Origin of the sequence: Niastella populi (genome assembly GCF_002078015.1) — a bacterium.
GTDB classification, from domain to species: Bacteria; Bacteroidota; Bacteroidia; order Chitinophagales; family Chitinophagaceae; genus Niastella; species Niastella populi.
Genome location: NZ_LWBP01000010.1, coordinates 1 through 11,367, shown reverse-complemented (window position 1 = coordinate 11,367; position 11,367 = coordinate 1). Strand labels below are relative to the sequence as shown.

Here is an 11,367-nt window from a genome sequence, read left to right as displayed (position 1 = left end):
AAATTCAACAGGTGTTGCCAGATAGTGATCAATTACGAAAATTAATTTAAAAGGGTAATGATGGAAAGAATAACTCAAATGAAAATGACTGGTATGGAAAGCGTAACCGATAAAAAGGCAATTAAGCGATACATTGACGATCCCTACTTTGTTAAGAAAAGAGAAATTGGGGCAGCTTTTCTGAAGAAAGTAGGATTGCCTGAATCTTTTAAAAAGCCCCAAACTAGCCCATTAGCTTAAATTATTTTTAAAGCCGGTTTATCCGGCTATTTTGTTAAATAGCAGAAAGTATGAATAATCGATTACTGACGAACGAAGTAAACTTGTTCCATGTTAGTGCACTTCTTTTTTTAATCTACTCTAAATCCTTGCCATTGGGAAAATGACCAGTGTGTTATTATCTCTTTCCAATGAGGTATGTCAGCATCGGCTAATCGAATCGTCTCCAATGTGTCCAGTTCCGGAATTCCTTTCATGATTTCTCCATAATAACATTTGTCTTCATCATCGTAAACCAATTCTTGGATATTTAACTCTTGTGGGAATTGGCGCATAAGATAATGGCGCAGGTTCCACGCAGCTACTATTGTATCTGAACCCCAAACAGATAATACTGCCCTTAGTCCTGTAAGTTCATGGTTCATTAGAAAAGTATGTGCCGTAATAGGAAGTAACTTAGGCGCCTTATTGTACCACGATGAAAATACTCGAATTTTTTCCTGCTCCGTTTCAAGACGGGGCCCCCACGATTTTAACCAAAACCGGTTTACACCTAATATGTCTTGCAAGATAGTTTCGTATGGCCACGTGAGTCTGCTTTCGATCCATTCGGTGTCTGTATGCCAATTATAGAATAATGAAGGTTGCCCCTTGGCCTTTATATCTGATCCTTCATCGGTGTCCTCGATTCCTGCGTAGTAATCGGGATCTTTTTTATCTATAGTATGGAGTATGCTTAAAAACGCCCTATGTTCGGGTCCAAATTTTATTGAATATTTTTGTTCAAGGTCATTAATCTCTTGTTCACTAAGTGGAAGCCATTTGGCGTTATGAAGATAGTTGTCTGAGGAGGCTTGGCGCCAGGCAGCTTCAGTAGTTTCTCTCACCCAAGTAAGAAAATCAGTTATTTTTTCAGGAAATATCATGTGTGATTGCATAGATTCAATTGACTCATTGGTATTTTCAATAAACTGACTCATAAACTTAGTAAATGAATTTGCAACAGCCATCGTATTTTGATCACCAAGTTATTTTGCAATTGATTTTAAAGTAAACTTTGCCAGCTCAATATTGCCCATGGTTGCGTCTGGAGAAAATATGTAATTACCAAGAACTTGGATGGCTTCTTCTTTCTTACCATTTTCATTTAATACAAGAGCCCGATTGATCAATAATATGCCTTTCGTTTCATTATCGGGTTCTAAGGACAGGCCACGTTCTATGGCGGTGTTCTTTTCCTGTTTGTTATCCGATAATACAGCCAATTCTTTCCAGGCTGGTGCAAAGCCAGGAAATTTTTCCGTAATGGCCTTTGCAATTGCCAACTTTTTATTTAAATCATCGGTCCATTCAATTTGCAAATAAGATAAGTAAAGTCCATTGGGAAATTCTCCTGCTTGTTCACCCTCCAATGCATATATAGCAGTTTTAGCAGTGAAAAATCCTTTAGGCGATACTGAATCCGTTTGTTTGTAATATTTTAATGCATTTCCATAATCACCTTTCAGGAGATATGTAAATGCAAGGTCGTAAATTGGGTATGCCCAATTAGGCTGGATTTGAATTGCTTGCTTAAGCTTATTAATTGCCAAATCATACTTACCCGATTGGCCAAGTGATCTTGCTTCATTTTGTAGACTTTGGGCCTTTGAATCTACATATTGTTCTGATTTTACCTGGTAGTTAACATTTCCAGTCACATTGGCAAGATCAGTTGTTGTTAAAATATTACCGGAACTGTCTGTAAAGACTATTGTGTTTTTCTGGGAGTTCATGCTTTTATTTTTGGGCTGGCAAGAGAAAAAAATTAAAAAGAACACGTAAGAAAGATGCAGTATAATTCTCATTACAATTTTCTATTCTGAGTTATCATTAATATTAAAGCCTTCCTCAGTCATTCTAAATTTCAAAAACCGCTTAACCAATGGGTGATGTTTTTTCTCAATCAAGGATGGCAGCCTTCCTTTTCCCAAACGTCTGTCGAGAACTGCCAAAAGATTTATTAATGGACTGGGATGAGCAAGGCCTTCCTCTACACTGAGGTTTAAGTATTCAAAACAACAATTATGCAAATCAAATCTGGAAAACTCACCTTCTTCAACAAGTAGATCTGGATTTCGGTCCTCATCCTGAACTGCGGGGTGCCTTTTTACAAATTGTGGGTGTGGCTTCGTGATATATACATCTATAGATTTCACCGGATTTAATAGTCGAGAAATTGACAATTTCAATTCCATCTATTGTAATCCAGCCCCGTCCGGATGAACTATTGGGTTTGTTATATCGGGTAGAAAAAATTTCAACTCTATTTTTGACAGAGTCTGCGAATTTCTCTTCTGTAAGTTGCTTTAATTTACTCCACATCATAAAGTTGATATTTATCCTTCAAAGTCTTTCAAAGATTTGATAGCAAAGCCTAAAACGTCTTTATGACTTAGTTTATAAGTTACAGCAATCTCCAACAAATTATCAAACCCAAAATTTACCTGCCCTTTCTCTATTTTACTTAATTTACTATTGTCAATAGTGGATGTAAACGACAATTCTCGAACACTTTTAACCTTCAATACATTCTCACGGTGCCGCTGAAGGTATTCTCCGAACTGTTTCCTGATTTCTTCCTTTGTTTTTGTATCCATAGTATTACTTAAAGAAGAAAGATGGAAACATTTGTGGAAAACAATTTGGTCGAATACGACCAAATTGGAAATATTTTATCTATCTTGTGTATAATTGGAAACTACCTCTTATAAAAGAGGTTTATTCACGAGTCTCGCCACACGAACCTGAGAACTTCGACAAATGCGAGAGTAAGTGAAGCCCAATCTCTATATTTACAATATAGGGTTGGGCCTATTTTGCTCCTTCGCATTTGCCTACCGTATGGTAGGGGGCTTCTCAGGGCCTGTGTGGCAGGGGCGGTAGGCACCAACCCTTTTTTATAATATTCTGTTTGGCCCGTTTTAATTCGTCCCAAACCTACCTCCTCAAGGCTCATCAAACCATATAATGTAACCTAAAATCTTTTCGCATGAATGAGCCATTAACCGCCCGTCCTGGGGTATCATTTTCTGGCAAAACCCATAACAAACACCCTCAATGGTACAGCCAGCCCCTTCGGCTAAATAAGGAGCAAAGACACGAGCCTTTAATGGTTTTGGATGAATTCTTTCAATGTTACCATTTAAACGAGACCCGGCAAATATTTTGGGATTGGCTTACTGAAGTCGTTTCCAGCCCACGTAGTATCTCCATCGATCCGCACGAGCGTAGTAATCATATGTATTTCTATGAAAAGATGGAAGAACTTATTGAAGCTGCATATATAATAGCTAAACGAACCCGTAAACAAAGGCGTAAAGTAGCGAAAAGGCGGTATAAGCGCCGTTCTGCTGGCTTGCAAGTTGAAATGCGGAAATAGCATAAAACTAACCAATACCTATCAAGTTATGAAACTTACTCAAAAAGCGCTTAGAGTGATAAATAACCCAACTACCCGTCGCCGGTTGATGGATGTACTGGGATGCACTGAATTCACCATATCACGGTATATTCAAAAGAATAGCGACAATCTTACTAAGGCTGCTGCCATGCAGGTGATCAGGGAAGTAACGGGCCTGCCAGATAGTGAGATACTGGAAGGTTAATCTTTACATACACTTAATAATGAGAGCTTGTGCCAATTCATATTGGAAGTTTGATTCAGCAGGAGGTAGAAAGGAGACGGCTTACTTATAAGGAGTTTGGTGCCCTTATTCACAGGAATGAAAAAACGGTGCCTGACATATATGATCGGGAATCTATGTCAACAGATCTGTTGTTGACTATTTCCGGGGCGCTTAAAGTAGACTTATTAAGTTTGTATTATACCGAAGAGCCGCTTAAGAGTCTACGTAATGATGAAGTTGGTTACTTAAATGGTCAGATTGAAAGGTATAAAGAACAAATCCAAATGCTAACTGAAGAGATCAGGCTGCTGCAAAAGGAGCTGTCCTTAATCCGGGATTTGAATCGTGCACAGGTTGAAATTATTTCATTTGCCAAGGAAAAGATTGAGGACTTAAAATATAAGCTGTCGGAGGCCACCGCTGACAAAAATTGCTAATCAGAGCCATTATACCATAAAGCCCCGGTGTGTCGACACTGGGACTTTTTATTTTGTGGCTGATTGACTATTTCATTGACTTATGGCATTTTTACCCCCTTTAATTGTCACATTTGCACAGGTTATCATCGATAGAATATCCGCATATTTGTATTGTTAAAACATTTAAATATTAAAGAATAATTTCAATGTCATTTCAAGCATATCTGGACAATATCAAGACTAAAACAGGAAACTCTGCCGACCAGTTTAAAAAACTAGCTGAGAAGAAAGGGTTTGTAAAGAAAAATGATCTAACCGAAGGAACGAAAGCAGGAGATATTATAAAATGGTTAAAAGAGGGTTATGACCTCGGTCATGGGCATGCTATGGTATTGGTAGCCTATTTTAAAGGTAAGAGGGAATGATGGAATTTGAATAAACAACTGAGCCTCCCATTTAGTGGCTCAGTTGTTGCGGAAAACCAGGTTCACTTAATCTTCTTTTTTAATTCTTTTACCTCCGCTTCTTTTGCATCCACCAGCATCTGTATCATGTTACGAACGGAGTCTTCCCTTTGTAAAACACTTTCCGAAAAATCCCGCTGGTTCTTGTACAAGCTATCGGTGATAATAAGCAATTTCTGCAAATTCAGGTTGTTGTTTAGTTTAAGGTGGCGATATTTAAAATCGTTGGCCTTATGTACGTCTAGCTTTTGGACGGTATTATACCAGCCGCAACATACCAGACATAGCGCGATAAAAAGTACCGCAGCTATCAAAATGATTTTCGGGATATGATGGTGATGTATTACCTTGTTTTCGACGGGCTGTTTTAATAATGCGACACCTGTTGCCAGATTCCCTGAGAACTCATCCATTTGTTTGATGGGAAACTTTATAGCAACAATGGCTACTTTGATCTCAGTTAGCTGTTTTTTTATTTCCTGCAAAACCGGTGAGGTGTCATGGATAGACTCTAGCTTTTTCTCAATTGCTGAAATTTGTTCAGCCTGCTTTTGTATTTTATTTGTTACTATCTCTGTAAATGGCATAGATATTTCCTTATTCTGATCCGTCATAATCATCCGTTTTTAATGATTTAATTCTTTACCGTTTATGCCGGTGCGACTGTTTCTTTTTCTTACGGCGGTAACCTTCCTGGGTAAGTTCATAAGGTAGATGATCATCGGTTTGTTCGGGTTTGATAAGATCGTCAAATACCTTGTTCATCTGTTTAAAAACATCAGCGGCTCTATTATATGCTGTGTTTGATACAGTACTTTTCGAATTCCTTTTAGATAAAGAATGAATTTTCCTAAAAGCTTCTTTCGGACTATTCGATTGAATCTTTTCTTCTTTTTGGTCCGGTACATTATCAATGTTTTCTTTTATTCCCTCGGCCAACGATTTCTGTAATCCCGCAAATGAGTATTTCCGGTCAATCTGGCTACCTTTAAATGAATACTTACCTGTTTTAAAACTTATACCCTGAATTTCCTGTGTCTGTCCTTTGTGTTTATATTGTGTGTCAATACCCTGAAGTTTCAGCCGGGTTACGAGATCATTTATTGAATTACAATTCCGCAGATTTTCTGCAATAGCCATGTATATCTTATACCGGGCAACCTCATGATCGTTCATGTTTTCCAGGTTGGTAAGCGCCAAGTCCTTTTTTATAGCAGGTATTAATTTGTATTCCTGTGTAAGCTGTTGGGCTACTTTCTTACCTCGTAATCCTGTGAAATTATCTTTTATGACATTGCCGTTATTGTCGACCATGTTGGCAACAACGTGCAGGTGCAAGTGTGATCTATCAGTATGTTTAACGATCGAATACTGGGTGTCTATAATTCCTAACCGCCTCAGGTACTGTGCCGCAATTGTCGTTAATGTTTCATCCGATGGTTTTTCTGTAGGATGAAAACTAAGTATGCCGTGAAAAAATGCTTTTTGTTTTCCCGGCCGTAATTGTTGCTGGTGGATAAAATCTTCTGCCATTAACCTGTAATCAAATTCCCTCACGCCATCGGTTGCCAACACTTCTGAACCAGGTTTGTTACAGATATACCGGCAGGTATGATAAACTGAATCGGCAGGAACTACTTTGCTGATTATGATTTCAATTTTTTAATGATCTCATTTAATTGCTGACGGTATTTCTCAAAAATGACCATTGATTGAAATAATCCTTCCCGGTGACAGGCCTTTGCCATTTGATTCATGTTGTTGGTCATGCCTACTAATTGCCTGGTTAAAAGTTGTTCTTCGGCCGTTAAACGCGGAGTTATTGTTGAATGAATAGATGCCCTGCGGATATAATTTGAAACGGTAAACCCACAGTTGGCGGCTTTTTCTTTTACTATAAAATATTCGACCCGAGTAAATCGCACACTGGCATTTATCTCCTTTTTAATATTTTTAGCCGGTCTTCCGGCTTTCCTCTTTTTCTTTTCCTCATGATTCATACGCTTCAGTTTAATGTATTTTGTATTTCTTTTTGCGACCAGCGGGAGCAAAAAGCGAGCGTGTGTTTGGCTATCAGGCAATTTTTGTTCTACAAACACACCGCTCGCCATAAAACCCGGCAGTCATTTCGCTGGTTGGTAGCTTAGGTACTATGGTAAATAACTGCGCTATGGTTTATTATTTACGCCTTCTCACTTGTCGCTGGCTTTGCTGTAAGCTATTTCGGTCATGGACAAGCCAATCGTTTAGGTCTTTAAAGGCGCCATAAAATTCACTCTTGTCAATATATCTGTCACGGTTCCAGTTAAGGGCTTTTTCTGTATGTTTTTTGCCAGCTGCATCGCGGTCTAACAGTAAATGAACCCGCATATGTTTTTCCATCAGATCCCGGCTTTTGTCGAGAAAGGAAAGGGAGTTAAGTACAAGGCAGTTGGTGAGGGGAGCGGTCTGACTTTTATTGATGGTGCAAAATGAAAGGAAAGAAAAGAACCCCTCAAAGACTGCGATCTGTTCGGTTTTGTTATCAATAAAAGTGGTATCCTTGGGCGAACTGCTGCCTTTAAAGTATTCACTTCTGAGTTCATAACCGCCGGTATTATTAGGAAATCCAATCACGGTATGCTGTTTTCCATATAAGACGAAATCAATCTCCTTGCAATATTGGCTGGCAATCTCCAACGGGATTTTTCTTTTTTCCAGGTAATTGATCAATGTATTTGCTGACAAAGGCCGTACGGCCACAACCATAATTTTAGAGTTTGCTATCTCTTTCTTTTCACCAGCAGACCCGTATGACGAACCCGCAACCCCACCGGAGATAGTAGGCGGGTGAAAAGAAAGGGTAGGGTGATGTAGAAAGGCCGATAGTATTGAAAGCACTTCACTTACGGAGCAATTATAATATAGGGTGCCAAAATCAATAATGTCGCCGCCCTTGCCGATACCGAAATCGAACCACACATTGAGCTTTCTATTGACTTTAAAGGAAGCTGTTCGTTCCTCACGTAACGGAGACAGATACCAAAAATCCTGATTGTTTACCTTTTGCGGCTGATGGTTCAATGAAGACAGGTAATCGACCATATCAATCTGCTTTGCCTGTTCACACGATAGCTGTTTCATATTTAATTTTTAAAGTTCTTTGTTAGAATTAGGTTTTTCCCGTTTCTTTTTGGGGACAGAATCAGCTGAGTTGTTATCAGCTACGCGAATGGTTTCCCGGCTGAAAACTTTTGGGTTATTGGTGCCATTGCTGCGGATGCTATCTTTTAGATCCAGCCATAAGCGGATATTGTAGTCGGCCAGTTCGTGCAGTTCTTCCGGTGTCAACCGGTGAGGATTTGAAACTGTGGACGGTTTGCCGTCTGGCTGTTCATCAAACAGTGAAAAGATATTGGGAACGAAACCTTCGCCGATCTCTAAAGAGCGGTTAATAAAGAAGCTGTTTCCATGTAACCTGATCTGTTTTCCAGTGCTAAGCTGGAAGGTTTGCCTTTTAAATTCGGCCATAAAGAATAAGTTTAAATTTTGTCAAAATGTAGTTTCTTGAAAAGAGGCTTATGATTCCAAGTCTTGCGGCTCGGTGCTCATTAGCTTCTGTACATCCTGGAACAGGAAGTAAACCCTCGACCTGACCTTTACCGGTTTCAGCTTTCCTGCCTTGATCCAGCTGTAAATAGTGGGTTTGGTAACCTGGAAGAGGGTACACAATTCCGTGATCTTTAATAGTGGCTTGTAGGTTAGTCCGGGCGTTTCTAGGAGATTTCCTTTTGGTGGACTTTCCTTTTCTATTTTGGCCATTTCCTCCCTGATTATTTGGCGAATGTTCTGCCAGTATTCAGTCGGCTCGTATGGAAACAGCATTGGCGTGTTTCCGTTTTTCGTCATTTCTTTCATACTCGTTACTGGTTTAATGGTGAATGATTAGGCAAAATTGCTTTAAGCAAAAGGGAGAATATCCGAGTCTGATCCGAGGCTCGTAAAGAAAAAAGTGGAGTAAATGCTAAAGCATTGATAAACATCTCTGAATGTATTAGCTGCCTGGGTTGTTTGTAGATCCTCCTGTATGGATACCGTATACGGGCAACCTTTATACCGTTCTGCACAAAATCTTTCATACACATAATTGTTTTAGAGCTGTAACATACGATGAGAGGTAGGCGGAAAAAAGCTAAGTATACATAGAATTGAAAAATGACCTGGAAATTCAAAATATAAGGTTATTGTAATTATTGGCATCCTGTTAATAGTCACTAAGGCAGGAAATATGAAATATTTATTAGGTCGAAAACAATTCGGGAAATATTAATCAGTTAAATTCGTCCAACCTGAAAAAAATAAGTAAATTATTACCAGACGCTAAATTCAAAAAGGCCTATGTATGCAATATTCCATTAAGAGATATGATTTAAGAAAAAATCTTATTTCAACAGGGCTGTTGATAGTTAGGAGTGAAGGACAAACTACACATTTAACATATGCTGATTCTGAAATCACGGAATCAGTAAGTGAACTATATCACCCAATAGTAGCATTAGAAAGTTTAAGAGAAGTTCTTGAACGTAAATATGAATCCATAATCGGTTGCAACGGTTGTAGGATTGATTCTGCCTATAGAGCAACAGGTGGATATGGAACATACATAGTTAATTACGGGGAACCAGCTTCTAAAAAAGTTAGTCTATTTGAGCCTACTGATGAAATTGCAAAACTATGCACGGTGGAAGAACACAAAGATTCATATAACAAATGGATAAACAGTCTTGGACAAACTGAACCTTGACTAAAAATACCAGATGTCGACAGAAAAATTCCTGACGTTAGCCCCAAGTTATTAGATTTAATTTGTCACCCGTTCAGTTTCAATTCAAGTTCATCCAGAATATTGGGAATATTGGCATTCTGCGAATCTTTAAAAAAGTCCCTTGTGTTCTCCACTGCCTTTAACATTTCTGCCCGCTCTTTAGCCGAAAGGCTAGGTAGCCTATACAATCTGGAAAGGTTCTGTTTTAATTTATCCTTGTCTGATCCATACAGTTTATTAAGGACTGCTGCCGATTGATCATTGGCAGGAAGTAACGGGGTGTTACTTATTTTAGAATTGACGTAATATATAATAATAAGTGTCGGCGCCTGGAACTGGGTGCGTTTACACTTCGTTGTTTCCTCCACATGCGTTGCCAACTTTTCCAGTTCGCCAGTTATAACCTCAAGTTTTGGTAAAAAGTTCCAATAGAAGGAAGGGAGGTAAATAAATGCCGTTAGACTAAATAAAGCAGATAGGCTGGCAATTACAATAGATGCAGATAACGTAAGCCAGCTGTTGTATTGAGGTAGCGTAAATAATACGGCAATGGTCATGATCGTTGCAAAGTGCATCATAACGTCTCGGTACCAATAATTTGCAATGATTAATCTTCGGGTAGCCTTATGGTTCCAGGTGGGATTAAGCTGTAGAAACTTCTCATGTTCGGCTATAAAAAGCGATCTTATGGTATTAATGTCTAATGTGTGCTCCCTCGATAGGAAGGATGCCGTACTCCTCAAATTCACTCTTCGCATATACTAACGGTTTCTACTTAAAGTTATAAAACTTGATTCATATCAAGTGTTTAATGTTTTCACTTTGGATAAATTATTTATATTTTGAGCTTAATGCATAGACGGTGATTTGGGTTAAGGTGGTCATGATGTTTATATAGTAATTGTGTGCTTAGTACCATTTCTTGACAACTTATACATTAATCATTTAACAGTTATATTCAATATGCTTACTGGAATCAAATTCAAAAACTATAAGGCTTTTCAAGAAGGGCATCTTGATATAAAGCCTATAACAATCTTACTAGGAGCAAATAGCGTTGGTAAAAGTAGCATAATCCAACTCTTTTTGATGTTACAGGAAACAGCACTTGCTCAAAACTATAAGTCCGCACTTAAACTGCATGGAGGTTTTTTTAGCCTTGGAGAAGGAATTAATTTATTTAGAAAAAAGGATAATAGTAATACCCTACATTTTGAAATTAAGTTTAGGGAAGCGTCGATAAGTGATACAATTCGTAAAGAGTTTTTGGGAAGATATTTTGAGCAGATATATAATTATTGTTTTGTTATCCTTACTAGAGTTTCAAAAAATGAAAAAGATAAAAAATACTTTGAAGAGAAGTTAATTCCTGATACTATTTTTAGGCGGCATAAAGAAATGGGGTTTATTTCTTTGTTTCAGGAAGGAGCAGAAATTGCCAGGCGTGAATTAGTAGATTTGATCAATAGAGCTTACGAAATAATGATCAAATTAAAAGATAAGGATATTATTAAAGAAATAACAAGTTCTTCTTTCATTTTTAGAAGTAACAATGTAAGCCAAACCTTATTAAATAATAAAGACGAAATAATACTAACCTACGATTTTTTAAAAAAACTACAGGAAATCAAAGAACCGGAAAAAATAAGTCTAAAATACGATTTTAATTATAGCGAAGGTGTACTGAAAATTAAGAGATTTGTTTTAAATATTGGAGATATTGAAATTGCAAACGTGGATTTCGATAAGTCATTTGAAAGCAAATCATTTATTACAAGTGATTTAGTTGATTT

The 11,367-nt window shown here is 38.0% G+C and carries 19 protein-coding genes; 7 read left to right on the top strand and 12 right to left on the bottom strand.

Translation table 11 applies throughout. The annotated features are described in order from the left end of the window. Positions 1 to 57 precede the first annotated feature (57 nt). Complete coding sequence (locus A4R26_RS04030; protein ID WP_242674815.1) at positions 58 to 240, top strand: hypothetical protein; 183 nt, start codon at positions 58 to 60, stop codon at positions 238 to 240. Between the two features lie 110 nt (positions 241 to 350). Here A4R26_RS04030 and A4R26_RS04025 read toward each other — a convergent pair whose 3' ends face one another. The 5 genes from A4R26_RS04025 to A4R26_RS04010 form a co-directional block, all read right to left on the bottom strand. Next, positions 351 to 1,229 carry a hypothetical protein gene (locus A4R26_RS04025; protein ID WP_081160830.1) on the bottom strand — a complete coding sequence of 293 codons (879 nt, stop codon included), beginning with the start codon at positions 1,227 to 1,229 and terminating at the stop codon, positions 351 to 353. A gap of 18 nt (positions 1,230 to 1,247) precedes the next feature. Next, positions 1,248 to 1,994 (bottom strand): tetratricopeptide repeat protein, encoded by a 747-nt coding sequence (locus A4R26_RS04020; protein WP_207625672.1) that lies wholly within the window; start codon positions 1,992 to 1,994, stop codon positions 1,248 to 1,250. Positions 1,995 to 2,075: 81 nt separating this feature from the next. Then, complete coding sequence (locus tag A4R26_RS34750) at positions 2,076 to 2,450, bottom strand: SF0329 family protein (protein ID WP_165760140.1); 375 nt, start codon at positions 2,448 to 2,450, stop codon at positions 2,076 to 2,078. Continuing rightward, positions 2,344 to 2,583: an SF0329 family protein gene (locus A4R26_RS36200; RefSeq protein WP_439330552.1), complete on the bottom strand. Its 240-nt coding sequence runs from the start codon at positions 2,581 to 2,583 to the stop codon at positions 2,344 to 2,346. Before A4R26_RS36200 ends, A4R26_RS34750 begins: the two co-directional genes overlap by 107 nt. A gap of 14 nt (positions 2,584 to 2,597) precedes the next feature. Then, positions 2,598 to 2,858 carry a helix-turn-helix domain-containing protein gene (locus A4R26_RS04010; protein ID WP_081160817.1) on the bottom strand — a complete coding sequence of 87 codons (261 nt, stop codon included), beginning with the start codon at positions 2,856 to 2,858 and terminating at the stop codon, positions 2,598 to 2,600. 392 nt (positions 2,859 to 3,250) lie between these two features. Between A4R26_RS04010 and A4R26_RS04000 the strand changes: the two genes are divergently transcribed. From A4R26_RS04000 to A4R26_RS03985, 4 genes are all read left to right on the top strand, one after another. Next, positions 3,251 to 3,640 (top strand): hypothetical protein, encoded by a 390-nt coding sequence (locus tag A4R26_RS04000; protein ID WP_207625671.1) that lies wholly within the window; start codon positions 3,251 to 3,253, stop codon positions 3,638 to 3,640. A gap of 28 nt (positions 3,641 to 3,668) precedes the next feature. After that, the gene (locus A4R26_RS03995) at positions 3,669 to 3,866 is read left to right on the top strand and encodes a hypothetical protein (protein WP_081160808.1); all 198 of its coding nucleotides are present in this window, start codon (positions 3,669 to 3,671) and stop codon (positions 3,864 to 3,866) included. Positions 3,867 to 3,895: 29 nt separating this feature from the next. Further along, positions 3,896 to 4,324, top strand: a complete 429-nt coding sequence (locus A4R26_RS03990; protein WP_081160804.1) for a hypothetical protein — start codon at positions 3,896 to 3,898, stop codon at positions 4,322 to 4,324. A gap of 188 nt (positions 4,325 to 4,512) precedes the next feature. Beyond that, positions 4,513 to 4,731: a DUF4287 domain-containing protein gene (locus A4R26_RS03985; RefSeq protein WP_081160801.1), complete on the top strand. Its 219-nt coding sequence runs from the start codon at positions 4,513 to 4,515 to the stop codon at positions 4,729 to 4,731. A 62-nt stretch (positions 4,732 to 4,793) separates the two neighbouring features. Here the strand turns inward: A4R26_RS03985 and A4R26_RS03980 are convergent, their stop codons facing one another. The 6 genes from A4R26_RS03980 to A4R26_RS03955 form a co-directional block, all read right to left on the bottom strand. Next, entirely contained in the window at positions 4,794 to 5,384 is a 591-nt protein-coding gene (locus A4R26_RS03980; RefSeq protein ID WP_081160798.1) for a hypothetical protein, read from the bottom strand. Positions 5,385 to 5,412: 28 nt separating this feature from the next. Next, positions 5,413 to 6,369: a relaxase/mobilization nuclease domain-containing protein gene (locus A4R26_RS03975; protein WP_341350283.1), complete on the bottom strand. Its 957-nt coding sequence runs from the start codon at positions 6,367 to 6,369 to the stop codon at positions 5,413 to 5,415. Between the two features lie 47 nt (positions 6,370 to 6,416). After that, positions 6,417 to 6,881 carry a plasmid mobilization protein gene (locus tag A4R26_RS03970; protein WP_242674814.1) on the bottom strand — a complete coding sequence of 155 codons (465 nt, stop codon included), beginning with the start codon at positions 6,879 to 6,881 and terminating at the stop codon, positions 6,417 to 6,419. Positions 6,882 to 6,948: 67 nt separating this feature from the next. Next, positions 6,949 to 7,893, bottom strand: coding sequence for a DUF8464 domain-containing protein (locus tag A4R26_RS03965; protein ID WP_081160791.1), 945 nt, complete (start codon positions 7,891 to 7,893; stop codon positions 6,949 to 6,951). Positions 7,894 to 7,902: 9 nt separating this feature from the next. Next, positions 7,903 to 8,280 (bottom strand): hypothetical protein, encoded by a 378-nt coding sequence (locus A4R26_RS03960; protein WP_081160787.1) that lies wholly within the window; start codon positions 8,278 to 8,280, stop codon positions 7,903 to 7,905. Between the two features lie 48 nt (positions 8,281 to 8,328). Beyond that, the gene (locus tag A4R26_RS03955) at positions 8,329 to 8,667 is read right to left on the bottom strand and encodes a helix-turn-helix domain-containing protein (protein WP_081160784.1); all 339 of its coding nucleotides are present in this window, start codon (positions 8,665 to 8,667) and stop codon (positions 8,329 to 8,331) included. A 484-nt stretch (positions 8,668 to 9,151) separates the two neighbouring features. Between A4R26_RS03955 and A4R26_RS03950 the strand changes: the two genes are divergently transcribed. Next, the gene (locus A4R26_RS03950) at positions 9,152 to 9,553 is read left to right on the top strand and encodes a hypothetical protein (protein ID WP_081160780.1); all 402 of its coding nucleotides are present in this window, start codon (positions 9,152 to 9,154) and stop codon (positions 9,551 to 9,553) included. A gap of 65 nt (positions 9,554 to 9,618) precedes the next feature. Here the strand turns inward: A4R26_RS03950 and A4R26_RS03945 are convergent, their stop codons facing one another. Next, complete coding sequence (locus A4R26_RS03945) at positions 9,619 to 10,332, bottom strand: hypothetical protein (RefSeq protein ID WP_081160776.1); 714 nt, start codon at positions 10,330 to 10,332, stop codon at positions 9,619 to 9,621. 205 nt (positions 10,333 to 10,537) lie between these two features. Between A4R26_RS03945 and A4R26_RS03940 the strand changes: the two genes are divergently transcribed. Beyond that, the coding region (locus tag A4R26_RS03940; RefSeq protein WP_165760139.1) for an AAA family ATPase at positions 10,538 to 11,367 on the top strand (830 nt) is incomplete at its 3' end.

Excerpts from the sequence above, each read along its gene's own strand:
- A4R26_RS04010 (WP_081160817.1), bottom strand. The coding sequence starts at position 2,858 with ATGGATACAAAAACAAAGGAAGAAATCAGGAAACAGTTCGGAGAATAC.
- A4R26_RS03950 (WP_081160780.1), top strand. The coding sequence starts at position 9,152 with ATGCAATATTCCATTAAGAGATATGATTTAAGAAAAAATCTTATTTCA.
- A4R26_RS04000 (WP_207625671.1), top strand. The coding sequence starts at position 3,251 with ATGAATGAGCCATTAACCGCCCGTCCTGGGGTATCATTTTCTGGCAAA.
- A4R26_RS04020 (WP_207625672.1), bottom strand. The coding sequence starts at position 1,994 with ATGAACTCCCAGAAAAACACAATAGTCTTTACAGACAGTTCCGGTAAT.
- A4R26_RS03985 (WP_081160801.1), top strand. The coding sequence starts at position 4,513 with ATGTCATTTCAAGCATATCTGGACAATATCAAGACTAAAACAGGAAAC.
- A4R26_RS04030 (WP_242674815.1), top strand. The coding sequence starts at position 58 with ATGATGGAAAGAATAACTCAAATGAAAATGACTGGTATGGAAAGCGTA.
- A4R26_RS04025 (WP_081160830.1), bottom strand. The coding sequence starts at position 1,229 with ATGGCTGTTGCAAATTCATTTACTAAGTTTATGAGTCAGTTTATTGAA.
- A4R26_RS03995 (WP_081160808.1), top strand. The coding sequence starts at position 3,669 with ATGAAACTTACTCAAAAAGCGCTTAGAGTGATAAATAACCCAACTACC.
- A4R26_RS03945 (WP_081160776.1), bottom strand. The coding sequence starts at position 10,332 with ATGCGAAGAGTGAATTTGAGGAGTACGGCATCCTTCCTATCGAGGGAG.
- A4R26_RS03970 (WP_242674814.1), bottom strand. The coding sequence starts at position 6,881 with ATGGCGAGCGGTGTGTTTGTAGAACAAAAATTGCCTGATAGCCAAACA.
- A4R26_RS03960 (WP_081160787.1), bottom strand. The coding sequence starts at position 8,280 with ATGGCCGAATTTAAAAGGCAAACCTTCCAGCTTAGCACTGGAAAACAG.
- A4R26_RS36200 (WP_439330552.1), bottom strand. The coding sequence starts at position 2,583 with ATGTGGAGTAAATTAAAGCAACTTACAGAAGAGAAATTCGCAGACTCT.
- A4R26_RS03955 (WP_081160784.1), bottom strand. The coding sequence starts at position 8,667 with ATGAAAGAAATGACGAAAAACGGAAACACGCCAATGCTGTTTCCATAC.
- A4R26_RS03980 (WP_081160798.1), bottom strand. The coding sequence starts at position 5,384 with ATGACGGATCAGAATAAGGAAATATCTATGCCATTTACAGAGATAGTA.
- A4R26_RS03965 (WP_081160791.1), bottom strand. The coding sequence starts at position 7,893 with ATGAAACAGCTATCGTGTGAACAGGCAAAGCAGATTGATATGGTCGAT.